Here is a 24,477-nt window from a genome sequence, read left to right as displayed (position 1 = left end):
CTGAAAAAGCGGCGAGTCTCAGCCGAGGCTCGCTGCGCTGCATCGAGAGCAATCGTGTCCCCTTCGTCTAAACCGTTCATCCCCGCCTTCGGCCTCGGCAATCCGCACCTGCAAACCTTGTGGGGGCCGCTTTGGCGCAAAACCGTGCACCTTGATCGCCAGCGCGAACGGCTGTGGCTGGACGACGGCGACTTCCTCGACCTCGACTGGCACGGCCCGCACAGCGCCGAGGCGCCATTGGTGCTGGTGCTGCACGGGCTGACCGGTTCTTCCAATTCACCTTACGTGGCCGGGATCCAGGCAGCGCTCGCCGCGCAAGGCTGGGCCAGTGTTGCGCTGAACTGGCGCGGTTGCTCCGGCGAACCGAACCTGTTGCCGCGCAGCTACCATTCCGGCGCCAGCGAAGACCTCGCCGAAACCATTCGCCACCTGAAAGCCAAGCGGCCACTGGCGCCGTTGTATGCGGTCGGCTATTCCCTGGGCGGTAATGTGCTGCTCAAGCATCTGGGGGAAACCGGCAGCGCCAGCGGCGTGCTCGGTGCAGTGGCGGTGTCGGTGCCGTTTCGCCTCGATCAATGTGCCGACCGTATCGGCCAGGGTTTCTCGAAGGTCTATCAGGCGCACTTCATGCGCGAGATGGTCGCTTACATCAAGAACAAGCAGCGCCAGTTCCAGCACGATGGGCGCGAGGACGGTCTCGCCGCACTGGCTGCTCTCGGCTCGCTGGAAAACATGCGCACGTTCTGGGATTTCGATGGCCGGGTGACCGCGCCGCTGCACGGTTTCGCCGATGCCGAGGATTACTATCGCCGGGCATCGAGCCGCTATTTTCTCGGTGAGATCCGCACGCCGACCCTGATCATTCAGGCGGCGGACGACCCGTTCGTGTTTCCCCACAGCCTGCCGCAGGCCAGTGAGCTGTCGGCCACGACCCAGTTCGAATTGCAGAACAAGGGCGGACACGTCGGTTTCGTTGACGGCACGCTCCGCCAACCGGGTTATTACCTGGAGCGACGGATTCCGCAGTGGCTGGCCGACGCGGGGCGCGGGTGAAGTCATGAGCGATCAGGGCGAGTCGATCCGTTTCTGGCAGGCCGCGCCTCTGGCCGGGGTCGAGCTGTTGACCGCGCGCTACATCGAGCATCGTTTCGCCCCGCACGTCCACGACGGTTATGTGATCGGCATGATCATGGCCGGCGCCCAGCGCTACCGTTATCGCGGCGCCGAACACCTGGCGGGCAGCGGCACGCTGGTGCTGATCAATCCGGACGAAGTGCATAACGGCCACAAAGGCACGGAGGACGGCTGGCTGTACCGGGCGTTTTATCCCGACACAGGGCAGATCGTCGCGCTGGTGAATGAGCTGGAACTGCCGACCGCACCGATGCCGGCTTTCGGCGCGACGCTGTATCGCGATCCGGACCTGGTCAACGGTTTCTGTCAGTTGCATCGCTTGCTGGAAAGCCCCGCCACCGCGCTGCAACAGCAAACGGTGTGGCGCGAAATGATGATGTTGCTGTTACAGCGTCACGCAGCGGTGCAGATCAACGGTAATCCCGGCAAAGAGCACCGCGCGGTGGCGATGGCCAAGGAGTTGCTGCACGCGCAACTGGCGGCGCCGCCCTCGCTGGAAGAACTGGCGGCGGCCGTGAACCTCTCGCCCTTCCACTTTGCCCGGGTGTTCCGTCGCGCCACCGGCATGCCGCCGCACAGCTGGCTGATGCAGCAGCGGATCGCCTGCGCGCGTGGCTTGTTGCAGAGCGGCTGCCTGCCGGTGGAGGTCGCCACGCAGCTGGGATTTGCCGACCAGAGCCATCTGAGCCGGCAATTCAAACAGGTTTACGGCGTGGGGCCGGCGGCCTATCGCAGCGCGCGGCTGGATCGCTGAGCGATTACTCGCCCGTAGCGATACCGCGCGCAGGATCGTTGATCCACTCGCTCCACGATCCGGCATACAGCGAACCCAACGGATAACCCGCCAGGCACAGGGCGAACAGGTTGTGACACGCCGTCACCCCGGAGCCGCAGTAAGCCACCAGATCGTTCGGGGAACGCTCGCCGAGTTTCGCGGCGAAACGCTGCTTGAGCTGATCGGCCGGCAGGAAACGCCCGTCGCTGCCCAGGTTGTCGGTGAACGCCGCGCATTGTGCGCCGGGAATGTGCCCGGCGATCGGGTCGATCGGCTCCACTTCGCCCTTGAAGCGTGGCAAGGCACGGGCATCGAGCAGGGTCAGGGCCGGCTGGCCGAGGCGCTGCTGCAATTGCTCGGCGCTGAGCAGCAGGCTCATGTCCGGCCGGCCGCTGAAGTTGCCCCGGGCCGCTGACGGTGGATCAAGACTCAACGGCAGCCCCGCCGCATGCCAGGCCTTGAGCCCGCCATCGAGAATGAACACGCCGTCACGCTTGCCCAACCACGCCAGCAACCACCAGGCCCGGGCGGCATAGGCGCCCGGGCCGTCGTCATACAAAACCACGTCGCTGTCGTTATTGATGCCGAACGCTTGCAGGCGTTCGATCAGCGCCGCCGGCTCCGGCAGCGGATGGCGACCGGTCACACCCTTGGTCACCGGGCCGCTGAGGTCGCGTTCAAGATCGGCGAAATGTGCCCCGGCAATGTGCCCCTCGGCGTAGCTGCGCTGGCCGTAATCCGGGTCTTCGAGGGCAAAACGGCAATCGAGAATCACCAGCCCCGGTTGCGCCTTGCGGGCATCCAGTGCGGTCGGGCTGATCAGTTGCGCAATCGGCATAGCGAACGACTCCAGTGAGGAAATGGAATTACGGTCTTTCTTCGAGGGCCTGGGCCAGCGGCACGTAGAACTCTTCGAACAAGGCGTTGACCTCATCGCGGGCCTGCTCGGTGACGAACCCTGCTTCCAGCACCAGCACCTGATACACGCCACGCTTGATGGCCTGCTCGCTGAGGTGATTGGAATTCTCCCGGGTCGTGCACAGGAAGCGCACCCAAGAGGTGAGGATGATCCACGCGTTGAGGGTGAGGGATTCGATCTGCACGCGGTCCATCTTCAGGATCCCGGCGGCAACGAAGCCTTCGTAGATCGCCGCGCCCTGGATCACGCAGCGCTGGGAGAAGCGCCGATAACGCCCGGCCAGGTCCGGATCGCTGTCGAGCAGGTGCTCGAGATCGCGGTGCAGGAAACGGTAGCGCCACATCGCCGACAGCAGTTCCTTGAGATAGAAACGCTTGTCTTCGACCGTCGCGGCACGGCCCTGGGGCGGACGCAGGAAGCTGTCCACCAGGCTTTCGTACTCACTGAACAGCACGGCGATGATCGCCTGCTTGTTGGGGAAGTGGTAGTACAGATTGCCCGGAGAAATCTCCATATGGGCGGCGATGTGATTGGTGCTGATGCTGCGCTCGCCCTGCTGATTGAACAGCTCGAGGCTGTTCTGCACGATGCGCTCGCTGGTTTTGATCCGTGGGGCCATGGCTTGAGCTTTAATTCAGAGTGCGTTGGGGGGCATCTTACGACCTATCCGGAGCGGGATAAAACCAGGATGCGCAAGGAAGCCATTTGACTTTCTAGAGCATAGACTCTAAAAAGTTCCTCAAAACAACATCTCCGGAGCTGACAATGACTGCCGATATTGCCTACCTGCAAACGCTGCAACAGCCGCTGGAAGAGCTCAACCGGCTGTTCAACGCGCAGCGTGCCGCCTACGCCGCCAACCCGATGCCACCTGCAGCCCAGCGCCAGCAATGGCTCAAGGCCCTGCGCGATTTGCTGAGCAACGAACGGCAGGCCCTCATCGACGCGATCAGCTCCGATTTCAGCCACCGCAGCGCCGATGAAACCCTGCTCGCCGAACTGATGCCGAGCCTGCACGGCATTCACTACGCCAGCCGGCACATCAGCCAGTGGATGAAACCTTCGCGGCGCAAAGTGGGTGTGGCTTTCCAGCCGGCATCGGCGAAAGTCGTGTATCAGCCGCTGGGCGTTGTCGGCGTCATCGTGCCGTGGAACTACCCGCTGTTCCTGGCCATCGGCCCGTTGACCGGCGCGCTCGCGGCCGGCAACCGGGTGATGCTCAAACTCAGCGAATCGACCCCGGCCACCGGCCTGCTGCTCAAGGAACTGCTGGCGCGGATCTTCCCCGAAGATCTGGTGTGCGTGGTGCTCGGCGAGGCCGATGTCGGCGTGGCGTTTTCCAAGATGCGCTTCGACCACCTGCTGTTCACCGGCTCCACCAGCGTCGGCAAGCATGTGATGCGCGCAGCGGCAGAAAACCTGACACCGGTGACCCTGGAACTGGGCGGCAAATCCCCGGCCATCGTTTCCCACGACGTACCGCTCAAGGACGCCGCCGAACGCATCGCTTTCGGCAAGACCCTCAACGCCGGCCAGACCTGCGTGGCCCCGGACTACGTGCTGGTGCCGGAAGCGCGCATCGGCGGTTTCGTCGAAGCCTATCGCCAGGCGGTGCGCGGGTTTTATCCGACGCTTGCCGACAACCCGGACTACACCGCCATCATCAACGAGCGCCAACTGGCGCGGCTCAACAGCTACCTCAGCGACGCCACCAGCAAGGGCGCGCTGCTGATTCCGCTGTTCGACCAGGGCCAGGGCCGGCGCATGCCACACAGCCTGTTGCTGAATGTCAGCGACGAGATGACGGTGATGCAGGACGAAATCTTCGGCCCGCTGCTGCCGATCGTGCCGTATCAGGATCTGGATCAGGCATTTGCTTACATCAATCAGCGGCCACGTCCTCTGGCTCTTTACTACTTCGGCTACGACAAGCGCGAACAGAAGCGCGTACTCAGCGAAACCCATTCCGGTGGCGTCTGCCTCAACGACACGCTGCTGCACGTGGCGCAGGACGACATGCCGTTCGGCGGCATCGGCCCGTCGGGCATGGGCCATTACCACGGGCACGAGGGTTTCCTGACGTTCAGCAAGGCCAAGGGCGTGCTGGTCAAACAGCGCTTCAACGCGGCGAAGCTGATCTACCCGCCGTACGGCAAATCCATTCAGAAACTGATCCAGAAACTGTTCATTCGCTAACGTCACCGCCGGGTAATAACAACAATGCACCCAAGCCTGACCGAAACATCTGCCCTGTCGCGCCGTGGCCTGCTGAAATTCAGCCTGGGCGCCACGGCCTTCCTCGCCACTGCCGGCCTTGGTGCCAGCCTCAGCGGCTGTTCGTCGAGCGTATCGGCCAACGGATTCGCCACGTTGCGCAGCGGCGATCTGCTGTTTCTGCGCGCACTGATTCCAGTGATGCTGGATGGCGCCGTTGCTGTGGAAAAGCTGCCCGCCGCTGTCGATGGCACCCTGAAGTCGCTGGATTACAGCCTCGATCACCTGTCGCCGGAAATGCTCAAGCTCACCCGGCAACTGTTCGATGTGCTGGGCATGGCGGTGACGCGCGGTCCATTGACCGGAATCTGGGGCAGCTGGGAAAACGCCAGCCCCGAGGCGATCCGTCACTTTCTAGAACGCTGGGAAAACAGCGCGCTGAGCCTGCTGCGCATGGGCCACAGCTCATTGCTGCAAATGGTGATGATGGCCTGGTACACCCGCGCCGAATCCTGGGCCCATTGCGGTTACCCCGGCCCGCCCGCCGTTTGAGCCTGGCGACCCACGCATAACAATAATAAGAGAACCTGATCGATGCCCGTACCCGACCCGTTTCGCGAAGGCCTTGCCCGTGGCTGGAAAACCTACAACGGCGCGCAACTCACCGATGACCTGACCCTGGAAGCCGACGTCGCCATTATCGGCAGCGGCGCCGGTGGTGGCACCACCGCGGAAATCCTCAGCGCCGCCGGCTATAAAGTGCTGCTGATCGAAGAAGGCCCGCTCAAGACCAGCAGCGATTTCAAACTGCTGGAAGACCAGGCCTACAGCAGCCTCTATCAGGAAGGTATCGGCCGCATGAGCAAGGATGGCGCGATCACCATCCTTCAGGGCCGCGCGGTCGGCGGCACCACGCTGATCAACTGGACATCGAGTTTTCGCACGCCCGAGCCGACCCTCGAACACTGGGCCAAAGAACACAACGTCAAAGGCCACAGCCCCGCCGACATGGCGCCGTGGTTCGAAAAAATGGAGCAGCGTCTCGGCGTCGCCCCGTGGATGGTGCCGCCCAACGCCAACAACGACGTGATCCGCAAAGGCTGCGAACAGCTCGGCTACAGCTGGCACGTGATCCCGCGCAACGTGCGCGGCTGCTGGAATCTCGGCTACTGCGGCATGGGCTGCCCGACCAACGCCAAGCAATCGATGATGGTCACGACCATTCCGGCAACGTTGGAAAAGGGTGGTGAGCTGCTTTATCTGGCCCGGGCCGAAAAGCTGTTGATCAGCGGCGAAAAGGTCACCGGCCTGCAATGCATGGCGATGGACGAACGTTGCGTCGAGCCGACTGGACGCACGATCACCGTCAAGGCGCGGCATTACGTGCTGGCCGGCGGCGGGATCAACAGCCCGGCGCTGCTGATGCGTTCGGATGCACCGGATCCGCACAAACGGCTGGGCAAGCGCACTTTCCTGCATCTGGTGAACATGTCCGCAGGGCGTTTCGACGAAGTCATCAACCCGTTCTACGGCGCGCCGCAGTCGATCTATTCAGATCATTTCCAGTGGAAGGACGGCACCACTGGCCCGATGGCCTACAAACTCGAAGTGCCGCCGCTGCACCCGGCGCTGGCCGCCACGTTGCTCGGTGGTTTCGGTCAGGAAAGCGCACAACACATGGCGAACCTGCCGCATACCCACGCGATGCTCGCACTGCTGCGCGACGGTTTTCACCCGGATAGCCAGGGCGGCAGCGTCGAATTGCGCGGTGACGGCTCGCCGGTGCTCGACTATCAGGTGTCGCCTTACACCTGGGAGGGTTTGCGCCGATCGTTCCACAGCATGGCCGAGATCCAGTTCGCCGGCGGCGCCAAAGCGGTGATGCCGATGCACGCCGATGCCCGCTACGTGAGCAGCCTGGCCGAAGCCCGCTCGTTGATCGACAGCCTGAGTCTGGAGCTGTATCGCACCCGCCTGGGCAGCGCTCACGTCATGGGCGGTTGCGCCATGGGCGAGGACCCGAAAACAGCCGTCACCGACAGCCTCGGCCGCCATCATCAACTGAGCAATCTGTCGATTCATGACGGCTCTTTGTTCCCCACCAGCATCGGCGCCAACCCGCAGTTGTCGGTGTACGGTCTGACGGCGCAACTGGCGACATCCCTCGGCGAACGGTTGAGAAACCCGTGAAAAAGGCGAAAATTCCGATCGTCTATAGTGCTTTCTTACCCAACAGGCGACTTTCCCGACCGGGACGGCTGCGATACCATCCGACTCCCCAACGGATTCCCGCCAGGACGACGCGATGAACCGAGTGTTGTACCCAGGTACCTTCGACCCTATTACCAAGGGCCATGGCGATCTGGTCGAACGCGCCTCGCGCCTGTTCGACCACGTGATCATCGCCGTCGCCGCCAGCCCCAAGAAGAATCCGCTGTTCCCGCTGGAACAACGGGTCGAGCTGGCCCGCGAGGTCACCAAACACCTGCCGAACGTGGAAGTGGTCGGCTTCTCGACGCTGCTGGCGCATTTCGCCAAAGAGCAGAACGCCAACGTGTTCCTGCGTGGCCTGCGCGCGGTGTCGGACTTCGAATACGAATTCCAGCTGGCCAACATGAACCGCCAGTTGGCCCCGGATGTGGAGAGCCTGTTTCTCACCCCGTCCGAGCGTTATTCGTTCATTTCCTCGACCCTGGTGCGGGAAATCGCGGCCCTGGGCGGCGATATCAGCAAGTTCGTCCACCCGGCGGTGGCCGAAGCTCTGACCCTGCGCTTCAAGAAGTAACGACCGTTCAAACGGCGCCCGCGTGCACTACGGGCGCCAATGCGGCACAATTGCGCGCATTGATTCATAGCGCCCGGGCTCCCCGCCCCGGCTGGAGTTAGCATGTCCCTGATCATCACCGACGATTGCATCAACTGCGACGTCTGCGAACCCGAGTGCCCGAACGCCGCCATTTCCCAAGGCGAAGAGATCTACGTGATCGACCCGAACCTGTGCACCCAGTGCGTCGGCCACTACGACGAGCCGCAGTGCCAGCAGGTCTGCCCGGTGGATTGCATTCCACTGGACGAAGCTCATCCGGAGACTGAAGAACAGTTGATGGAGAAGTACCGCAAGATCACCGGCAAGGCTTGAGCCACTGAATACGATCGCAGCTCCCGGCTGCGATCGCGTCATTCGCGCTGCTCGAATCCCTCCCCTGTGCAGCCCAGGCATCGCACGAACGCCGCTTTCGCCGGCGCCACCACCAGCGCCTCCCCCGCATCGCCAATCCCGCCACCCAGCGCGGTGAACGGCAACGACACCACGAACGCCCCGGCACCGATCACCGTTGCCACCACCAGCAATGGTCGGGCAATCAGCAGATCGCCGAGCATGGCGTAGGCCGGTGGATTCTGGATGGCGTAACGCGGATCACCGCTGCCGCCTTCCGTGGCCTGAACGGTCAGGCTGAAGCACAGCAGCAGGGCGACGATGAGGGTTTGCAAGGACTTCATGGCACGATCCTTCGAGCTGAACAGTGAGACAACTCACTATAGACCGTAGGACTTTTTCGGAGTCTTTGCTCAGCTCTGGCAGCGCGGGCACCAGACGCTCGCGCGCTGACCGAGCTTCATTTCCCGCAGGCCCGTTCCGCAGACCTTGCAGTGCTCGCCGCCGCGACCGTAGACAAACAGTTCCTGCTGGAAATACCCCGGCTGCCCGTCGCCACCGATGAAATCACGCAACGTGGTGCCGCCGCGCTCGATGGCGGCAGCGAGGATGCGTTTGATCTCGATCGCCAGCTTCAAATAGCGCGCCCGGGAAATGCCTTTGGATTCACGGCGCGGATCAATACCGGCGGCGAACAGCGCTTCGGTCGCGTAGATATTGCCAACCCCCACCACCACGGCGTTGTCCATGATGAACGGCTTGACCGCCATAGAGCGCCCGCGCGACAGCTGATACAAGCGCTCGCCATCGAACAGATCGGTCAACGGCTCAGGCCCCAGGCGGATCAGCAATTCGTGATTGAGCGGGTCGGTGCTCCAGAGCATCGCCCCGAAGCGCCGCGGATCGGTGTAGCGCAGGGCCAGGCCCGACTCCAGTTCGATATCGACATGCTCATGCTTGGCCGCCGGCATCCCGACCTCAACCAGCCGCAAGTTACCCGACATGCCCAAGTGGCTGATCAGCGTGCCGACTTCGGCGTTGATCAGCAGATACTTGGCGCGCCGCTCGACCAGCACGATGCGCTGCCCGGACAGGCGCACATCGAGGTCTTCGGGAATCGGCCAGCGCAGCCGCCGGTCACGCACGATCACCCGGCTGACTTGCTGGCCTTCCAGGTGCGGGGCGATGCCGCGGCGGGTGGTTTCGACTTCCGGCAATTCAGGCATGGGGGTCTCGAATCAGGTTGCTAAATCAGTGCGCGCCAAGTTCGCGGATGGTTTGCTTCAACGTTTCGAAGTCGTAATCCGAGAGGCCGATGTATTCCAGCACCAGCGGCCCGACGGCCTGCCATTCGAAGTCTTCGGTCTGATTGCCCAGCACCCGGTAAGACGCGCAGATGTGCTCGGCCATCTTCAGGATCGCCAGCAGGTTTTTCATCTGGCTGTTGCGCGAGGTCTCGTCGTTGAAGATCGCCAAGGCATTGTGATGGTTGGCGATCGCAGCGCTGACGTGTTCCGGGAGGCGCCACGACTTGGCGGTGTAGTAACCGACCACCGAGTGATTGGTGTTGTAGACGTCGTTCTCGGTGTCCACGACCCGGCGCTCGGCACTCGCATTGGCATAGGCCGTCTCCAGCGTGGTCATGTAGTCGGGGAAACGCTGAAGCATCAGCGGCACGCCGCAATCATGGAAAAGACCCAAGGCATAAGCCTCGTCGCTCGCCTCGGTGCCAACGCGCTTGGCCAGGGTCAGGCAGGTCATGGCCACGTCCTGGGCGGTGTCCCAGAAACGGTTGAGGGTGACGATGGTGTCATCGTTCATTTCGCCCTTGATCGACATCGCGTTGATCAGATTGATGATCGAGCGACTGCCCAACAGATTCACCGCGCGCTTGATCGAGGTGATCTTGTTGCTCAGGCCGTAATAGGGCGAATTGACGATTTTCAGCAGCGAGCCGGACAGGCCAGGATCCTGGGAGATCAGCTTGGCGATCGTCTCCAGGTCGGGGTCGGGCATGTACTGCTCCATTTGCAGATCCACCATGATCTGCGGCTGCGCGGGCACGCTGATGCCTTGCAGGGACTGTTGAATCTGTTCGGTGGTCAGCTCTTGGGACATAAGTACACACTCTGGGACAGGCCGCGATTCTAACCTCTAAAAACCGACGGACGACACACCAGTGGGCAATTCGCAGGAACTTTCACTTTCCACCAGCCTTCGGAATCTGTAGTGCCCGGAGCAGTTCCCCATCTGTCGCGGGCAGTAATTCCAACAGACTCAGGAGCTTAACGATGGCGACTTCTCTCAGCGGCAAGCGCGTCGCTTTTCTGGTAACCGACGGTTTCGAGCAGGTTGAACTGACTGGCCCCAAAAAGGCACTGGAGCAGGCGGGAGCGCAGGTTGACATCCTCTCCGCCGAAGCCGGCAGCGTCAAAGGCTGGAATCACGATAAACCTGCGGACGACTTCAAGGTCGACCAGACCTTCCAGGGCGCAAGCATCGATCAATACGATGCCGTGGTGCTCCCGGGCGGTGTGCAGAACTCTGACACCATCCGCATCGACCAGGACGCCCAGCACCTGGTCAAGACCGGTGCGTCCGCCGGCAAGCCGATCGCAGTGATCTGTCATGGCAGCTGGCTGCTGATTTCGGCAGGGCTGGTCAATGGCAAGACCATGACCAGCTACAAGACCGTCAAGGACGATCTGGTGAATGCGGGGGCGAACTGGGTTGATCAGGAGGTAGTGAAAGACGGCCACCTGATCAGCAGCCGCCAACCGGACGATATTCCGGCGTTCAGCAATGCGCTGATCGACGCGCTGTCGGCATAGAGCATAAGCGTATGGATACGGGGCGGGCCTGCTCGTGATGAGGTCAGCCGCGTTTCATCGCTCGCCAAACACGGCATAAGGCGCAACACGGTATACTCCCGCTCTTTTTTCCGGAGCGACGTCATGTCCCTGCCTAGCTTGCGCCTCAAAGCCAACGCCGACCGTCGCCTGCGCGCCGGTCACCTGTGGATCTACAGCAACGAAATCGACGTGGCCGCGACCCCGTTGCACGGCTTCAAGGCCGGCGACCAGGCGATCCTCGAAGCCGCCGGCGGCAAGCCGCTGGGCATCGTCGCCATGAGCCCGAATAACCTGATCTGCGCACGTCTGCTGTCGCGCGACATCAAGCTGCCACTGGACAAGTCGCTGCTGGTGCATCGACTGAACGTGGCCCTGTCGCTGCGCGAGCGCCTGTTCGACAAGCCATTCTATCGTCTGGTCTACGGCGATTCCGACCTGCTGCCGGGTCTGGTGGTCGACCGTTTCGGCGACATCCTCGTGGTCCAGCTCGCCTCGGCGACCATGGAAGCCCATAAAGATGACGTGATCGCGGCGCTGACCCAAGTGCTCAAGCCCAGCGGCATTCTGTTCAAGAACGACTCCGCCGCGCGCGATGCCGAAGGCCTCGAGCGTTACACCGAAACCGTGTTCGGCGTGGTGCCGGAATGGGTGGCGCTGGAAGAGAACGGCGTGAAATTCGAAGCGCCAGTGGTTCAAGGTCAGAAAACCGGCTGGTTCTACGACCACCGCATGAACCGCGCGCGCCTGGCCCCTTACGCCAAGGGCAAACGCGTGCTGGACCTGTACAGCTATATCGGTGGCTGGGGTGTGCAGGCCGCCGCATTCGGCGCCAGCGAAGTGTTCTGCGTCGACGCATCGGGCTTCGCCCTCGACGGCGTTGAGCGTAACGCCGCATTGAACGGCTTCGCCGACAAGATGACCTGCATCGAAGGCGACGTGTTCGAAGCCCTGAAAGAACTCAAGGCCAGCGAAGAGCGCTTCGACGTGATCGTTGCCGACCCGCCGGCGTTCATCAAGCGCAAGAAAGACCTGAAGAACGGTGAAGGCGCCTACCGTCGCCTGAACGAGCAAGCCATGCGCCTGCTCACCAAGGACGGCATCCTGTTCAGCGCTTCGTGCTCGATGCACCTGCCGGAAGACGACCTGCAGAACATCCTGCTGACCAGCGCCCGTCACCTGGATCGCAACATCCAGCTGCTGGAGCGCGGCGGTCAGGGTCCGGATCACCCGGTACACCCGGCCATCCCGGAAACCCGCTACATCAAGAGCATCACCTGCCGCCTCCTGCCTAACAGCTAACGGTATCGATGCGTATAAGAAGGGGGAACCACGGGTTCCCCCTTCTTTTTGCCATTAACTTGCGTTCCTACATTTATTGTCCTGCCGACTTGCAGGATATTTCCGCAAATACTTTATTTACTGAAATTTAACTTACACACTCACTTCCAGCCAAAGATCACTCCGACAAAAATACTGGATTATTCCTACTTAATATTTGCTTGCGATTAATCCATTACAAACTATTATTAAGTCGTCACCACGGAGGTGGCACCAACTAACCACGAAGCACCAATGAACAAGGAGTTCAATCATGAAAGCAATTACTCTGGAATCCCGCACCCTCGCAAACCTGGCTTTTCTTGTTGCACCTAAAGCCCGTTAAGTAAGGTGGGCGCTGGGCATGGCCGGCTACCCAGCGCCTCTGACAAAGCACCTATCCAGAGCAGCGTGCCCCAACATGTATATAAACCCTTATTTATTCATACTGCCGCGAACGCCCGGCCAGATCGTCTGGAACTATAAAGACCATACTCAACATGAACTTGATCTTGAATATGCGTCCCGACTGGCGCAACTCGTTCACGATCCTGACTTATATGACAACAGCAACATAATAGACACACAGTTATTAAATGCCGGAATACTGACTTCTTCAAAAATCTCAGCGCCTGCCTGGGGCTGGGATGAACTGTCCAGGATCTACCATATCGGGACTCGGGATATTCCTTGCGAACACACTCCACGAAACATTCAGGAATGGTCCAGGCAATACCTCGAACACTGCAACACAGTGCTTGCCACCCCACCGCCGGCCGACATCCCTGCGGATAAACGCCCGAACGCACTCATCGCCCTGCCCGAGCCGATGGCACTGAATGACGACAGCCTGTCGAGCTCACTGACCCGGCGAAAGACCTGCCGATCCTTCACCGGCGCCGCCGTGTCGCTGGGCCATGTGGGCACCTTGCTTTACCTGTCTCTCGGTTACCTGCGAGAACGCGAAGCCGATTGCGACGACAGCATCGCCGATGGACTCGGCGCGCGGCGCAGCAGCCCTTCCGGCGGCGGCCTCAATGCCTGCACCGGGTTCGTGTTTGTACAGAACGTCGACGGACTGGCACCCGGCGTTTATGCCTACCACCCCGCCGAACACGCCCTGAGCTTCATCAACCCTTTGCCCGACACCGCGCCCGGCAATTTGCTGGGGGGCCAGCATTTCATCAATAACCTGCCATTGGGGTTGTTCTTCACCGCCCGTTTCGACCGGCTCTGGTGGAAATACCCGCACTCGCGCGCCTATCGAATGGCGTTCGTCGAAGCCGGGCATCTGTCGCAGACGTTTCAACTGGTGGCGACAGCGCTCGGCATGAACACCTGGCTCACAGGCGCGTTTTCCGATGAGCAGGTCGAAGCGTTGCTGAAGCTCGAGAACAGTGCGGAACAACCCTTGTTCTTTGTCGGTTGCGGGGAAAGCGACGGCCAGGCGATGTGTCAGGAAATGCGCGACCTGTTGCGTGAGGCACAATCATGAGTGCCCTCGTCCCGGAACCGGTCTTTCAGTTCACCCTGAGCGACTGGAACAGCCGCGCCTCCGTTCGCGCCAGCCCCCACGATTACCGCTTGCCGGACAACGTGCAGGAGCAACTGGAGACCCGGCACTGGTTTCCGCCGGCATTCCTTCCTTACCTGGCCCACCCGGTGATTGAGGCCGCGGGCCGCTCGATGCTGCACCGGCTTACGGCCCGGCATCTGGTGCATTTTCTCGACTACACCACGTTGCTCGAACACCGGATCGTCAATCGCGCCGTCGAAACCATCGTGCATGGCGAACTGCCGGTCGAGGTTCCGACGTCGATGAAAACCGCCGCGCTCCAGCTCTACACCGACGAGGGCTATCACGCCCTGTTTTCCAGTCAGGTGGCGGAGCAGATCGCCAGCCTCTACGCCATCACCGGGCGCCCGGTCATGCCCAGACGGATCACCCGGATGAACCTGCTGATTGCGCGCACCGCACAGGAGCAACGGCCGCTGGCGTGCTTTCTTCTGGGCTTCGTTTCGGAAACGATCATCGCCCGTGAACTGCTGGATGTCTGTCGCGACAGCCTGGTGTCCGGCGTCAACGACATGTTGCGCGATCACCTCACCGATGAAGCGCGTCACAGCCGCTATTTCACCGAAGTGTTCCACTACCTCTGGTTGCACCTGAACCCGCGACAGCGAACGTTCACCGCGACGACCTTGCTCGACATTCTGGAAATCTTCTTCGAAGTGGATGAGCACTGGCTGCAGGAAAGCCTCTGTGGCGCGGGCATTGCAAATACGACGGTGACGGACATTCTCGGCACGATGACATCGACCCAGGCCAGTCGACGGCGGGCACGCGCCGGCAGCCTCGCTACGTTGAACGCATTGAAGAAAGCCGGATTTTTCGCCGAACCTCAAAACCAGACACTATTTGCCAGGGCGGGACTGATCGATGGATGACGGACAATCTGTGGTGACCCGACGACAGCGGCGCGGGGCTGTCAGTCTTTTGCTGGCAATGGTGTTGCTCGGCGTCTTTCCACTGGATGTCCTGCTGCCTTCGTTCCCGGCACTGGCCGAACACTTTCGCCGCACCCCGGCGGACATCGCCCTGTCGATCAGCCTGTTTGCGGTCGGAATTGCCTTCGCCCAGTTGCTGATCGGGCCGCTGTCGGATGTGATCGGACGCAAGGGGCTGCTGCTCGCCGGCATGAGCGTTTCCATACTCGGCGCCCTCGGTTGCGTGATGACCTCGGACTATTCGCTGTTTCTGATGTTCCGGGTGTTGCAGGCGCTGGGCTGCGGTTGCTTCGTGCTGTCACAGGCGCTGGTGCAGGACCTGTTCGAAGGCGAAGAACGTGACCGCCTACGGATTTTAATGGTCACCGCCGGCGGGATTTTCATCTCGATATCGCCGCTGGCTGGCACCTTTCTTCAGGCGACGCTGGGCTGGCGCGGCAGCTTCTGGGTGTTCATCGCATTATCAGCCGCAGTGCTGCTCAAGGCCTGGCTGTTTCTGGAGAACACCCGACCTACCGCCACTGGCACACGTACGAACTTCCTCACGGCCTATCGACGGGTTCTGGGAGATTTCGACTTCGTCGGTTACTGGCTGATTTCAGCGTTTGCATTCGCCTGCCATTTCTCATTCATCGTGATCTCGCCGCTGATCTTCATGGATCGGCTGCAACTGTCCGCTTACGAATTTTCGTTGATCCTGCTGATCTACGGTGCGGCTTACGTCACCGGGGGGATCCTCGCCAGCGTGCTGAGCAGGCGCATCAACAGCGGCCAGCAGATGGTCGTCGGCCTGAGCCTGATCCTGTTCGCCGGCGTGACCATGCTGTACCTGTCGTCGAACTTTGCACTGGCTCCGGCGACCGTGCTGATCCCGATGCTGATCTGCACCGCCGGCACCACCATTGCCCGGCCGGCCGCCACGTCCCGGGCCATGAGTCTGTTTCCGGAAAACGCCGGCACGTCGGCCTCGGCCGGCAGCACGATCATTTTCATCTGCGGCGGCTTGATCAGTGCCTTGATCAGCCTGAGCCCGACCAATCTGCAATCCACGCTGGGCTACAGCTTTGTGATACTCAGCGGGGTGGCACTGGCGTTGAACGCGCGGATCAGTCGCCGCAGCGATCTCGTGGGGCAACCGGACAGCGATTAATCCTGCCGGTCGTCATCCCGCACGCTTCGTCAGCACTGGAACAACGCTTTGCGCCATTCCCTCCTGACGCCAGCGGTGTAGAATCGCGAGATTCATCGCCATTCATCCCCGGCGGGTTTATGAGCTCAGGCTGAGACCAGCGGCGATCCCGCAACGTCATCGGCAACATCAGGACACACGGCCATTTCTGAGTGTTCCAGACGTCAATAGAAGCTCACTCCCTTTTGATACCTGATTAGCCGCCCGGAGTGCTCCATGCCAGATTACCGCTCGAAAACATCCACCCACGGCCGCAACATGGCCGGCGCCCGCGCACTGTGGCGCGCCACCGGGATGAAAGATGACGACTTCAAGAAGCCGATCATCGCCATTGCCAACTCCTTCACCCAGTTCGTACCGGGCCACGTTCACCTGAAGGACCTGGGCCAACTGGTTGCCCGTGAGATCGAACGCGCTGGCGGCGTTGCAAAAGAATTCAACACCATCGCCGTTGACGACGGCATCGCCATGGGCCACGACGGCATGCTCTATTCGCTGCCGAGCCGCGAGATCATCGCCGACTCCGTCGAGTACATGGTCAACGCCCACTGCGCCGACGCCATCGTCTGCATCTCGAACTGCGACAAGATCACCCCCGGCATGCTGATGGCCGCCCTGCGCCTGAACATCCCGGTGATCTTCGTCTCCGGCGGCCCGATGGAAGCCGGCAAGACCAAACTGGCCAGCCACGGTCTCGACCTCGTCGACGCCATGGTGATCGCCGCCGACTCCAGCGCTTCTGACGAGAAGGTTGCCGAGTACGAGCGCAGCGCCTGCCCGACCTGCGGTTCGTGCTCCGGCATGTTCACCGCCAACTCGATGAACTGCCTGACCGAAGCCCTGGGCCTCGCACTGCCGGGCAACGGTTCGACCCTGGCCACCCACAGCGATCGCGAGCAGCTGTTCCTGCAGGCCGGCCGCACCATCGTCGAACTGTGCAAACGCTACTACGGCGAGAACGACGAGTCGGTACTGCCGCGCAACATCGCCAACTTCAAGGCGTTCGAGAACGCGATGATGCTCGACATCGCCATGGGCGGTTCGACCAACACCATCCTGCACTTGCTGGCCGCGGCCCAGGAAGCCGAGATCAACTTCGACCTGCGCGACATCGATCGTCTGTCGCGCAAGGTGCCGCAGCTGTGCAAGGTCGCGCCGAACATCCAGAAGTACCACATGGAAGACGTGCACCGCGCCGGCGGCATCTTCAGCATCCTCGGTTCGCTGGCCCGTGGCGGCCTGCTGCACACCGACCTGCCGACCGTGCACAGCCGCAGCATGGAAGAAGCCATCGCCAAGTGGGACATCACCCAGACCGACGATGAAGCCGTGCACCATTTCTTCAAGGCAGGCCCGGCCGGCATTCCGACGCAAACCGCGTTCAGCCAGTCGACCCGTTGGGAAACCCTGGACGACGACCGTGAAAACGGTTGCATCCGCAGCTTTGAACACGCCTATTCGAAAGAAGGCGGCCTGGCCGTGCTGTACGGCAACATCGCCCTGGACGGCTGCGTGGTGAAAACCGCCGGTGTTGACGAGTCGATCCACGTGTTCGAAGGCAACGCCAAGATCTTCGAAAGCCAGGACAGCGCCGTGCGCGGCATCCTCGCCGACGAAGTGAAGGAAGGCGACATCGTCATCATTCGCTACGAAGGCCCGAAAGGCGGCCCGGGCATGCAGGAAATGCTCTACCCGACCTCGTACCTGAAATCCAAAGGCCTGGGCAAAGCCTGCGCCCTGCTGACCGATGGCCGTTTCTCCGGCGGTACTTCCGGTCTGTCCATCGGCCACGCTTCGCCAGAGGCTGCGGCCGGCGGCGCGATCGGTCTGGTGCAGGACGGCGACAAGGTGCTGATCGACATTCCAAACCGCTCGATCAACCTGTTGATCAGCGACGAAGAACTGGCGGCACGCCGGGTCGAACAGGACAAGAAAGGCTGGAAACCGGTCGAACAGCGTCCACGCAAAGTGACCACCGCCCTCAAGGCCTACGCCCTGCTGGCGACCAGCGCCGACAAGGGTGCCGTGCGCAACAAGGCGATGCTCGACGGGCTGTGATGCTTAACCGTCGCGCATAAAAATGCCCCGCCAAGTGCGGGGCATTTTTTTGCCTTCAGGTTTTGATCGTTCCCACGCTCCCGCGTGGGAATGCCTCAAGGGACGCTCTGCGTCCAGTGACGCGGAGCGTCACGGGCTGCATTCCCACGCGGACGGTTCGACGCCTCGACGTGGGAACGATCATCGCGCTCTGCTCGGGAGCAATCACCGTAGCAATTACTGGATTTCTTCAGGTTTGACGATCACCCAGTTCTTGTCCGCCGTCACCGGCAAACCTTCTTTCGCCTGGGCCGCCGCGTGCTTGGCCATCATGCCCTGAATCTGGGTCATGTACTTGTCCTTGCGGTTGACCCACAGGTGAATGCCGCCCTTGGCCACGTCCACATCGTGGAACAGCATGTAGCCGTCGCTGGTCGGCGTGTCGCCACCCACCAGTACCGGTTTTTTCCACTCGTCGATGTAGGTCAGGATCGCCGCGTGCTTGCCGGCCATCCAGGTCGCCGGGGTCCACAGGTACGGAGTCAGTTCGAGGCCGAGGTTGGCCTTCTCGTCATATTTGCCGGCGGTGATCTGCTTGCGCGCGGTGGTCAGCTCGCCGGTCTCGCGGTTCTTCAGCAACGTGGTCACGCCGATCACGTTCTGCGGTTTGACGTTGTAGCCGTACTTCGGATCGGCCGCGACCATGCGCACCAGTTCTTCGGAGGCGGCGGTCATCACGTAGACCTCGATGCCGTTCTCCATCAGCTTGTTGTACAGCTCTTTCTGGCCAGTGAAGATCTTCGGCGGATTCACATCCAGATTCTTGACCACGTCACCTTCGTAATAGGTCGCAGGCACCGGTTTGCCCGAGGCCATCAGCTCATCGACGTAGCCCTTGAGTTCCTTGAGGGTGAAGCCGGAAAACACCTGCGCGACCCATGGATAGCAGACCATGTCGTCGACTTCGCAGAGGCGGTAGTAGTAACTGAACAGGCTTTCCTTGTGGTCGGCGGTGTCCTTGAACGGCATCAGTTTCAGGGAGGGGTCGAGCTTGTCCCGGGTGATCAGGCCCTTGTTTTCCATGAACGGCAGCAACGACTCTTCGAGGTCGTAGCGGTAACTGGTGTTGTCCATGTCGAACACCGCGTAGTTACCTTTGTTGGCGTTGGCGGCGATCATCGCGTCCAGTGCCTTGGCCTGATCCGCGGGCCAGTGTTTCAGGTCGGTGGCGAACGCCTGAGTGGCCAGGCCCATCCCCACAGTCAGTGCGACAGCCAGAAATTTCGGTGCAAACTTCATTGGCGCTTCTCCCTGGGTCAAAGAAATCGACGCTAACAAATAAATGTGACAGTCCCCGTCTGTCAGCGACCGTCCACGTCCGTTTCGCGCCAGTTGCATCCCCGAGAACGACACCCGCTTATTCCAAAAACGACGGACGACCTTTGATTTCGGTATTAAATCATTGGAAATCAAACTGTTAGGCTTGCCGGTTCGCAACAGCCCCGGAAGGTTGTTGGCACAGTCTTTTCTGGAGTCCTCATGAATCTGCCCCTGATTCTCAACTTGCTGGTGTTCCTCGCCCTGCTCTTCGGCCTGGCGCAAACCCGTCACACCTCGTGGAGCCTGGCGAAAAAAGTCCTGCTCGCACTGGTGCTGGGCGTGGCATTCGGCGTCGCGCTGCACACGATTTACGGTGCCGGCAACCCGGTGTTGAAAGCCTCGATCGGCTGGTTCGATCTGGTCGGCAACGGTTACGTGCAACTGCTGCAAATGATCGTTATCCCGCTTGTGTTCGCCTCGATCCTCAGCGCCGTGGCCCGTCTGCACAACGCTTCGTCGCTGGGCAAGATCAGCTTCCTGACCATCGGCACGCTGCTGTTCACCACCGCAATTGCGGCGCTGATCGGCATCGGCCTGACCAACCTGTTCGGCCTGACCGCCGAAGGCCTGGTCGCCGGTACGCAGGAAATGGCCCGTCTGCAAACCATTCAGACCGACTACGCCGGCAAGGTCGCCGACCTGAATGTGCCGCAACTGCTGCTGTCGTTCATCCCGCAGAACCCGTTCGCCGACCTGGCGCGGGCCAAGCCGACCTCGATCATCAGCGTGGTGATTTTCGCTGCGTTCCTGGGGGTTGCCGCGCTGCAACTGCTCAAGGATGACGTCGAGAAAGGTCAGAAAGTGATCAACGCCATCGACACCCTGCAAGCCTGGGTGATGCGTCTGGTGCGTCTGGTGATGAAGCTGACCCCGTACGGCGTGCTGGCGCTGATGACCAAAGTGGTCGCCGGTTCCAACCTGCAGGACATCATCAAGCTCGGCAGTTTCGTGGTGGTGTCGTACCTCGGTCTGGGCCTGATGTTCGTGGTACACGGTCTGCTGGTGTCGGCGGCCGGGATCAACCCGCTGCGCTTCTTCCGCAAGATCTGGCCGGTGCTGACCTTCGCGTTCACCAGCCGCTCCAGCGCCGCGAGCATCCCGCTGAGCATCGAAGCGCAGACCCGTCGTCTGGGCATTCCGCAATCGGTGGCAAGCTTCGCTGCTTCGTTCGGCGCGACCATCGGCCAGAACGGCTGCGCCGGTCTGTACCCGGCGATGTTGGCGGTGATGGTTGCGCCAACCGTCGGCATCAACCCGCTGGATCCGCTGTGGATCGCGACGCTGGTGGCGATCGTGACCCTGAGTTCGGCTGGTGTGGCGGGCGTGGGTGGCGGTGCGACCTTCGCCGCGCTGATCGTGCTGCCGGCCATGGGCTTGCCGGTTTCGCTGGTGGCGTTGCTGATTTCGGTCGAGCCGCTGATCGACATGGGTCGCACGGCGCTGAACGTGAGCGGTTCGATCACCGCTGGCGCGATTACCAGCCAGGTGATGCAGCAGACCGACAAGGCACTGCTGGATGCCGATGAGCATGCGCAGCTAGCGAGCTAGCCAGCTGCAAGCTGCAAGCTGCAAGCTGCAAGCTGCAAGCTGCAAGAAGAGCATTCCAGCTTTTACTTGCGGCTTGCAGCTCGAAGCTTGTAGCTATCTTCTTTCCCAGACTTCGAAGTTGTAAGCCGGTTTGTCGCCTTCAGCCGGATTCGGCACGTTCGACACCAGTGTCCACTGGTTCAGATCGAACTCCGGAAACCACGCATCGCCTTCCGGGCTCAGTGCCACACGGGTCAGATACAGACGATCCGCCTGCGCCAGCCCCTGCGCATACAACTGCGCCCCGCCAATCAGCATCAACTCGTCGACGCCCTGCTCTTTCGCCCACGCTTCGGCGCGAACCACGGCGGCTTCCAGCGACGGATAGACTTCCGCGCCCTCCAGCACCAGACCGGCCTGACGGCTGACCACGATGTTCAAGCGGCCCGGCAACGGACGACCCAGCGAATCCCAGGTCTTGCGGCCCATGATGATCGGCTTGCCGAGCGTCGTGGCCTTGAAGTATTTGAAGTCTCCGGGCAGGTGCCAGGGCATGCTGTTGTCGACGCCGATCACACGGTTTTCACCGAGGGCTGCAATCAGGCTGAGGGAGAGTGATTTAGTCATGCCGGCGAGGATACCAGAGCCGCCCTTACCCCGATAAGCGCCACAGCGGTTATGCTCACGGCTCAATCAAGCAACGGGATGCCGCGTGACTGAACTGACTCCACTGCAAAACCTCTGGCTCACCGAAACCGTGCGCCTGCGCGAAGAACACGCAGGCCCGCTGGAGGATCTGGAAGCCAATCGCCTGGCCCGCGCGGCCGGCGGCGATCTGCCGGGACGCATTCAACGCCGGGCCTTGTGGCTGGCCGAGCGCGACGGCCTGACCTCGGCGCTCAAGCACTGGCTGCAAGGCGCGCGCCTGGCGCTGGTGCTGCTGGCGATCTTCGCCATATTGAGCGGCGCAGGGCTGGCCTTCGCCGCACTGGGCCAGACGCCGGTCAATGTGTTCTGGGCGCTGGGCAGTCTGCTCGGGCTGAATCTGATTCTGCTGTTGAGCTGGGCGCTGGGGCTGATCTTCGCTGGCGAACATGGCGCCACCCTCGGCCGCTTGTGGCTATGGCTCAGTGAAAAACTCGCCCGCGACGCCAAGGCGGCACAACTGGCGCCAGCCCTGCTGTTGATGCTGCAACGCAAGAGGCTCAATCGCTGGGCACTCGGTACGCTGGTCAATGGCCTGTGGTTGCTGGCGATGCTCAGCGCGCTGGTTTTGCTGTTGACGCTGATGGCGACCCGGCGCTACGGCTTTGTCTGGGAAACCACGATTCTCAGCGCCGACACGTTCATCAACATGACTCAGGCCCTCGGCGCCTTGCCGGCGCTGCTGGGCTTCAACGTGCCAACCGTGGACATGATCCGCGCCAGCGGCGACACCGCACTGAATATCGAAAGCGCCCGTCAGGCCTGGGCGACCTGGCTGGTCGGTGTACTGGTAGTTTATGGCGTGCTGCCGCGTCTGCTATTGGCGCTGTTCTGCTTCTGGCGCTGGAACAGTGGCAAAGCTGCGCTGCGTCTTGACCTGAACCTGCCCGGTTACGCCCAATTGCGCGAACGCCTGATGCCGACCAGCGAACGCCTCGGCATCACCGACCCGGAACCTGCGCAATTGCACCGCGTCGAAAGTACCGTCGGCGAACACGCCAGCGACGGGGCGTTGCTGGTGGCGATCGAACTCGATGATCAACACTCATGGCCGCCGACGCTGCCGAAAAACGTCAGCAACGCCGGCATCCTCGACAGCCGTGAATCGCGCAACAAACTGCTCGAACAACTCAGCCGCTTCCCGCCGGCGCGCCTCGCGATTGCCTGCGACCCACGGCGCTCGCCGGATCGCGGCAGCCTGGCGCTGATCGCCGAGCTGGCGCGCAATGCCGCCGCGACCCGCGTCTGGCTATTGCAGGCGCCGCAAGGTCAGGCGCTGGACGCCGAACGCCTCGGTGACTGGCACGTGGCGCTGCAACAGCTGGAGCTGCCGTTCGCCGATTGCGCCCCGTTGAACTGGCTGGAGCACGGACATGACTGATGCCTGGAAAGCGCCGCTGAAACTGGCGGTGGTCGGCCACACCAACGTCGGCAAGACTTCGCTGTTGCGCACCCTGACCCGCGACGTCAGCTTCGGCGAAGTCTCCCATCGCCCGAGCACCACGCGGCATGTCGAAGGTGCGCGGTTGTCGGTGGATGGCGAACCGTTGCTCGACCTCTACGACACGCCCGGTCTGGAGGACGCCATCGCCCTGCTGGATTTTCTCGAGCGTCTGGAACGCCCCGGCGAACGCCTCGACGGCCCGGCACGGCTGGCGCGGTTTCTCGATGGCAGTGAAGCGCGCCAGCGTTTCGAACAGGAAGCCAAGGTGCTGCGGCAACTGCTCGATTCCGATGCCGGCCTGTACGTGATCGACGCCCGCGAACCGGTGCTGGCCAAGTACCGCGATGAGCTGGAAGTGCTGGCCAGTTGCGGCAAGCCGCTGCTGCCGGTGCTGAATTTCGTCAGCAGCGCCAACCACCGCGAGCCGGACTGGCGCGAAGCACTGGCGCGTCTCGGCCTGCATGCATTGGTGCGTTTCGACAGCGTCGCCCCGCCCGAGGACGGTGAGCGGCGGCTGTATGAAAGCCTCGCACTGTTGCTGGAAAACGCCCGCCCACAACTTGAACGCCTGATCGCCGATCAACAGGCCCAGCGCCTCGCCCGCGAGCAAAGCGCCGCACGCCTGATTGCCGAATTGCTGATCGACTGCGCTGCGTGCCGACGCAGTGTGGCGAGCAACGCCGAGCAGGAACAACAGGCCATCAGCGAACTGCGCAAAGCCGTGCGTCAACGCGAACAGAAGTGCGTCGAGGCGCTGCTGAAGCTCTACGCCTTCCGCCCGCAGGACGCCGCCGCCAGCGATCTACCGTTGCTCGACGGACGTTGGGGCGATGACCTGTTCAACCCGGAAACCCTCAAGCAACTCGGCGTGCGGGTCGGCGGCGGGATTGCGGCCGGTGCAGCGGCCGGTGCGGGTGTGGATTTGCTGGTCGGCGGCATCACCCTAGGCGCCGCCGCGCTGGCCGGCGCCATTGCCGGCGGCGCCCTGCAAACCGCCCGCAGCTATGGCAACCGCTTGATCGGCAAGATCAAGGGGCAGCGGGAGCTGACGGTCGACGACAACGTGTTGCGCCTGTTGGCCCTGCGTCAGCGGCAACTGTTGCAAGCGCTGAATGCCCGCGGCCATGCGGCGATGGATGCCGTTCAGGTGGCGACGCCGCAGGACAAGACCTGGCGCGAGGGCAAGTTGCCGGAAGCACTGAACAAGGCGCGGGCGCATCCGCAATGGTCTTCGCTGAATCCGCATCCGAAGCTGAATCAGGCGGAGCGGCAGGAGCAGATTGAGTCGTTGGTCGGGAAGGTGCTTGAGCTTTAGATCC

Annotated in this window: 23 protein-coding genes; 16 read left to right on the top strand and 7 right to left on the bottom strand. The window is 61.9% G+C overall.

The genetic code is table 11. The annotated features are described in order from the left end of the window. The first annotated feature begins 54 nt into the window (after positions 1-54). Together GQX66_RS13680 and GQX66_RS13675 are read left to right on the top strand one after the other, a co-directional pair. Positions 55-1,053 carry a hydrolase gene (locus GQX66_RS13680; protein ID WP_085746699.1) on the top strand — a complete coding sequence of 333 codons (999 nt, stop codon included), beginning with the start codon at positions 55-57 and terminating at the stop codon, positions 1,051-1,053. A 4-nt stretch (positions 1,054-1,057) separates the two neighbouring features. Further along, positions 1,058-1,888 (top strand): AraC family transcriptional regulator, encoded by an 831-nt coding sequence (locus GQX66_RS13675; RefSeq protein WP_240869699.1) that lies wholly within the window; start codon positions 1,058-1,060, stop codon positions 1,886-1,888. Between the two features lie 4 nt (positions 1,889-1,892). Here GQX66_RS13675 and GQX66_RS13670 read toward each other — a convergent pair whose 3' ends face one another. Together GQX66_RS13670 and GQX66_RS13665 are read right to left on the bottom strand one after the other, a co-directional pair. Continuing rightward, positions 1,893-2,747, bottom strand: coding sequence for a sulfurtransferase (locus GQX66_RS13670; RefSeq protein WP_134022590.1), 855 nt, complete (start codon positions 2,745-2,747; stop codon positions 1,893-1,895). 28 nt (positions 2,748-2,775) lie between these two features. Then, the gene (locus GQX66_RS13665; RefSeq protein WP_007953407.1) at positions 2,776-3,447 is read right to left on the bottom strand and encodes a TetR/AcrR family transcriptional regulator; all 672 of its coding nucleotides are present in this window, start codon (positions 3,445-3,447) and stop codon (positions 2,776-2,778) included. 146 nt (positions 3,448-3,593) lie between these two features. Here GQX66_RS13665 and GQX66_RS13660 point away from each other — a divergent pair, with 146 nt between their 5' ends. The 5 genes from GQX66_RS13660 to GQX66_RS13640 all read left to right on the top strand — a co-directional run bounded on the left by GQX66_RS13660 (position 3,594) and on the right by GQX66_RS13640 (position 8,181). Then, entirely contained in the window at positions 3,594-5,024 is a 1,431-nt protein-coding gene (locus GQX66_RS13660) for a coniferyl aldehyde dehydrogenase (RefSeq protein ID WP_240869697.1), read from the top strand. A gap of 24 nt (positions 5,025-5,048) precedes the next feature. Next, a complete protein-coding gene (locus tag GQX66_RS13655) occupies positions 5,049-5,594 on the top strand; it encodes a twin-arginine translocation pathway signal protein (RefSeq protein ID WP_240869695.1) in 546 nt (181 codons plus the stop codon). A 42-nt stretch (positions 5,595-5,636) separates the two neighbouring features. Next, the gene (locus GQX66_RS13650; RefSeq protein ID WP_240869693.1) at positions 5,637-7,232 is read left to right on the top strand and encodes a GMC family oxidoreductase; all 1,596 of its coding nucleotides are present in this window, start codon (positions 5,637-5,639) and stop codon (positions 7,230-7,232) included. 115 nt (positions 7,233-7,347) lie between these two features. Further along, positions 7,348-7,827, top strand: a complete 480-nt coding sequence (gene coaD / locus GQX66_RS13645) for a pantetheine-phosphate adenylyltransferase (RefSeq protein WP_007953414.1) — start codon at positions 7,348-7,350, stop codon at positions 7,825-7,827. 102 nt (positions 7,828-7,929) lie between these two features. Further along, entirely contained in the window at positions 7,930-8,181 is a 252-nt protein-coding gene (locus GQX66_RS13640; protein ID WP_003195146.1) for a YfhL family 4Fe-4S dicluster ferredoxin, read from the top strand. 38 nt (positions 8,182-8,219) lie between these two features. Here GQX66_RS13640 and GQX66_RS13635 read toward each other — a convergent pair whose 3' ends face one another. The 3 genes from GQX66_RS13635 to GQX66_RS13625 form a co-directional block, all read right to left on the bottom strand. Continuing rightward, entirely contained in the window at positions 8,220-8,543 is a 324-nt protein-coding gene (locus GQX66_RS13635; protein ID WP_007953415.1) for a hypothetical protein, read from the bottom strand. A gap of 69 nt (positions 8,544-8,612) precedes the next feature. Then, on the bottom strand, positions 8,613-9,425 hold the full coding sequence (gene mutM / locus GQX66_RS13630; RefSeq protein WP_240869691.1) for a bifunctional DNA-formamidopyrimidine glycosylase/DNA-(apurinic or apyrimidinic site) lyase: 813 nt from the start codon (positions 9,423-9,425) through the stop codon (positions 8,613-8,615). A gap of 25 nt (positions 9,426-9,450) precedes the next feature. Next, positions 9,451-10,263, bottom strand: a complete 813-nt coding sequence (locus GQX66_RS13625; protein ID WP_165369518.1) for an HDOD domain-containing protein — start codon at positions 10,261-10,263, stop codon at positions 9,451-9,453. A gap of 227 nt (positions 10,264-10,490) precedes the next feature. Here GQX66_RS13625 and GQX66_RS13620 point away from each other — a divergent pair, with 227 nt between their 5' ends. The 6 genes from GQX66_RS13620 to ilvD all read left to right on the top strand — a co-directional run bounded on the left by GQX66_RS13620 (position 10,491) and on the right by ilvD (position 18,123). Next, positions 10,491-11,030, top strand: a complete 540-nt coding sequence (locus tag GQX66_RS13620) for a type 1 glutamine amidotransferase domain-containing protein (RefSeq protein ID WP_085746705.1) — start codon at positions 10,491-10,493, stop codon at positions 11,028-11,030. A gap of 123 nt (positions 11,031-11,153) precedes the next feature. Beyond that, positions 11,154-12,350 (top strand): class I SAM-dependent rRNA methyltransferase, encoded by a 1,197-nt coding sequence (locus GQX66_RS13615; protein ID WP_085746706.1) that lies wholly within the window; start codon positions 11,154-11,156, stop codon positions 12,348-12,350. A gap of 439 nt (positions 12,351-12,789) precedes the next feature. Continuing rightward, entirely contained in the window at positions 12,790-13,863 is a 1,074-nt protein-coding gene (locus GQX66_RS13610; RefSeq protein WP_240869689.1) for a SagB family peptide dehydrogenase, read from the top strand. Further along, on the top strand, positions 13,860-14,816 hold the full coding sequence (locus tag GQX66_RS13605; protein WP_240869688.1) for a diiron oxygenase: 957 nt from the start codon (positions 13,860-13,862) through the stop codon (positions 14,814-14,816). The genes GQX66_RS13610 and GQX66_RS13605 overlap by 4 nt, the downstream gene beginning before the upstream one ends. Continuing rightward, positions 14,809-16,026, top strand: a complete 1,218-nt coding sequence (locus GQX66_RS13600; RefSeq protein ID WP_102716705.1) for a multidrug effflux MFS transporter — start codon at positions 14,809-14,811, stop codon at positions 16,024-16,026. Before GQX66_RS13605 ends, GQX66_RS13600 begins: the two co-directional genes overlap by 8 nt. Positions 16,027-16,281: 255 nt before the next feature. Further along, positions 16,282-18,123 carry a dihydroxy-acid dehydratase gene (gene ilvD / locus GQX66_RS13595; RefSeq protein WP_085746710.1) on the top strand — a complete coding sequence of 614 codons (1,842 nt, stop codon included), beginning with the start codon at positions 16,282-16,284 and terminating at the stop codon, positions 18,121-18,123. A gap of 216 nt (positions 18,124-18,339) precedes the next feature. Here ilvD and GQX66_RS13590 read toward each other — a convergent pair whose 3' ends face one another. After that, on the bottom strand, positions 18,340-19,401 hold the full coding sequence (locus tag GQX66_RS13590; protein ID WP_085605918.1) for a phosphorylcholine phosphatase: 1,062 nt from the start codon (positions 19,399-19,401) through the stop codon (positions 18,340-18,342). Positions 19,402-19,641: 240 nt separating this feature from the next. On the opposite strand from GQX66_RS13590, the gene GQX66_RS13585 reads away from it, so the two are divergent. Next, positions 19,642-21,030, top strand: coding sequence for an L-cystine transporter (locus tag GQX66_RS13585; RefSeq protein ID WP_102685795.1), 1,389 nt, complete (start codon positions 19,642-19,644; stop codon positions 21,028-21,030). Between the two features lie 93 nt (positions 21,031-21,123). On the opposite strand, the gene GQX66_RS13580 is transcribed toward GQX66_RS13585, so the two are convergent. After that, complete coding sequence (locus GQX66_RS13580) at positions 21,124-21,636, bottom strand: dihydrofolate reductase (protein ID WP_240869685.1); 513 nt, start codon at positions 21,634-21,636, stop codon at positions 21,124-21,126. An 85-nt stretch (positions 21,637-21,721) separates the two neighbouring features. Here GQX66_RS13580 and GQX66_RS13575 point away from each other — a divergent pair, with 85 nt between their 5' ends. Continuing rightward, positions 21,722-23,095, top strand: a complete 1,374-nt coding sequence (locus GQX66_RS13575; protein WP_240869678.1) for a DUF2868 domain-containing protein — start codon at positions 21,722-21,724, stop codon at positions 23,093-23,095. After that, positions 23,088-24,473: a GTPase/DUF3482 domain-containing protein gene (locus GQX66_RS13570; RefSeq protein WP_240869677.1), complete on the top strand. Its 1,386-nt coding sequence runs from the start codon at positions 23,088-23,090 to the stop codon at positions 24,471-24,473. Before GQX66_RS13575 ends, GQX66_RS13570 begins: the two co-directional genes overlap by 8 nt. Positions 24,474-24,477: the final 4 nt, after the last annotated feature.

The sequence above is a fragment of the Pseudomonas sp. B707 genome (assembly GCF_022496685.1).
Classification (GTDB): domain Bacteria; phylum Pseudomonadota; class Gammaproteobacteria; order Pseudomonadales; family Pseudomonadaceae; genus Aquipseudomonas; species Aquipseudomonas paraglycinae.
The sequence above is the reverse complement of the archived record's forward strand: the minus strand, read 5'-3'. Positions and strand labels throughout refer to the sequence as shown.

What these genes read in the sequence shown, in the direction of transcription:
- GQX66_RS13675 (WP_240869699.1), top strand. Translation starts at nt 1,058, where the DNA reads ATGAGCGATCAGGGCGAGTCGATCCGTTTCTGGCAGGCCGCGCCTCTG.
- GQX66_RS13670 (WP_134022590.1), bottom strand. Translation starts at nt 2,747, where the DNA reads ATGCCGATTGCGCAACTGATCAGCCCGACCGCACTGGATGCCCGCAAG.
- GQX66_RS13665 (WP_007953407.1), bottom strand. Translation starts at nt 3,447, where the DNA reads ATGGCCCCACGGATCAAAACCAGCGAGCGCATCGTGCAGAACAGCCTC.
- GQX66_RS13660 (WP_240869697.1), top strand. Translation starts at nt 3,594, where the DNA reads ATGACTGCCGATATTGCCTACCTGCAAACGCTGCAACAGCCGCTGGAA.
- GQX66_RS13655 (WP_240869695.1), top strand. Translation starts at nt 5,049, where the DNA reads ATGCACCCAAGCCTGACCGAAACATCTGCCCTGTCGCGCCGTGGCCTG.
- GQX66_RS13650 (WP_240869693.1), top strand. Translation starts at nt 5,637, where the DNA reads ATGCCCGTACCCGACCCGTTTCGCGAAGGCCTTGCCCGTGGCTGGAAA.
- coaD (WP_007953414.1), top strand. Translation starts at nt 7,348, where the DNA reads ATGAACCGAGTGTTGTACCCAGGTACCTTCGACCCTATTACCAAGGGC.
- GQX66_RS13640 (WP_003195146.1), top strand. Translation starts at nt 7,930, where the DNA reads ATGTCCCTGATCATCACCGACGATTGCATCAACTGCGACGTCTGCGAA.
- GQX66_RS13635 (WP_007953415.1), bottom strand. Translation starts at nt 8,543, where the DNA reads ATGAAGTCCTTGCAAACCCTCATCGTCGCCCTGCTGCTGTGCTTCAGC.
- mutM (WP_240869691.1), bottom strand. Translation starts at nt 9,425, where the DNA reads ATGCCTGAATTGCCGGAAGTCGAAACCACCCGCCGCGGCATCGCCCCG.
- GQX66_RS13620 (WP_085746705.1), top strand. Translation starts at nt 10,491, where the DNA reads ATGGCGACTTCTCTCAGCGGCAAGCGCGTCGCTTTTCTGGTAACCGAC.
- GQX66_RS13615 (WP_085746706.1), top strand. Translation starts at nt 11,154, where the DNA reads ATGTCCCTGCCTAGCTTGCGCCTCAAAGCCAACGCCGACCGTCGCCTG.
- GQX66_RS13610 (WP_240869689.1), top strand. Translation starts at nt 12,790, where the DNA reads ATGTATATAAACCCTTATTTATTCATACTGCCGCGAACGCCCGGCCAG.
- GQX66_RS13605 (WP_240869688.1), top strand. Translation starts at nt 13,860, where the DNA reads ATGAGTGCCCTCGTCCCGGAACCGGTCTTTCAGTTCACCCTGAGCGAC.
- GQX66_RS13600 (WP_102716705.1), top strand. Translation starts at nt 14,809, where the DNA reads ATGGATGACGGACAATCTGTGGTGACCCGACGACAGCGGCGCGGGGCT.
- ilvD (WP_085746710.1), top strand. Translation starts at nt 16,282, where the DNA reads ATGCCAGATTACCGCTCGAAAACATCCACCCACGGCCGCAACATGGCC.
- GQX66_RS13590 (WP_085605918.1), bottom strand. Translation starts at nt 19,401, where the DNA reads ATGAAGTTTGCACCGAAATTTCTGGCTGTCGCACTGACTGTGGGGATG.
- GQX66_RS13585 (WP_102685795.1), top strand. Translation starts at nt 19,642, where the DNA reads ATGAATCTGCCCCTGATTCTCAACTTGCTGGTGTTCCTCGCCCTGCTC.
- GQX66_RS13580 (WP_240869685.1), bottom strand. Translation starts at nt 21,636, where the DNA reads ATGACTAAATCACTCTCCCTCAGCCTGATTGCAGCCCTCGGTGAAAAC.
- GQX66_RS13570 (WP_240869677.1), top strand. Translation starts at nt 23,088, where the DNA reads ATGACTGATGCCTGGAAAGCGCCGCTGAAACTGGCGGTGGTCGGCCAC.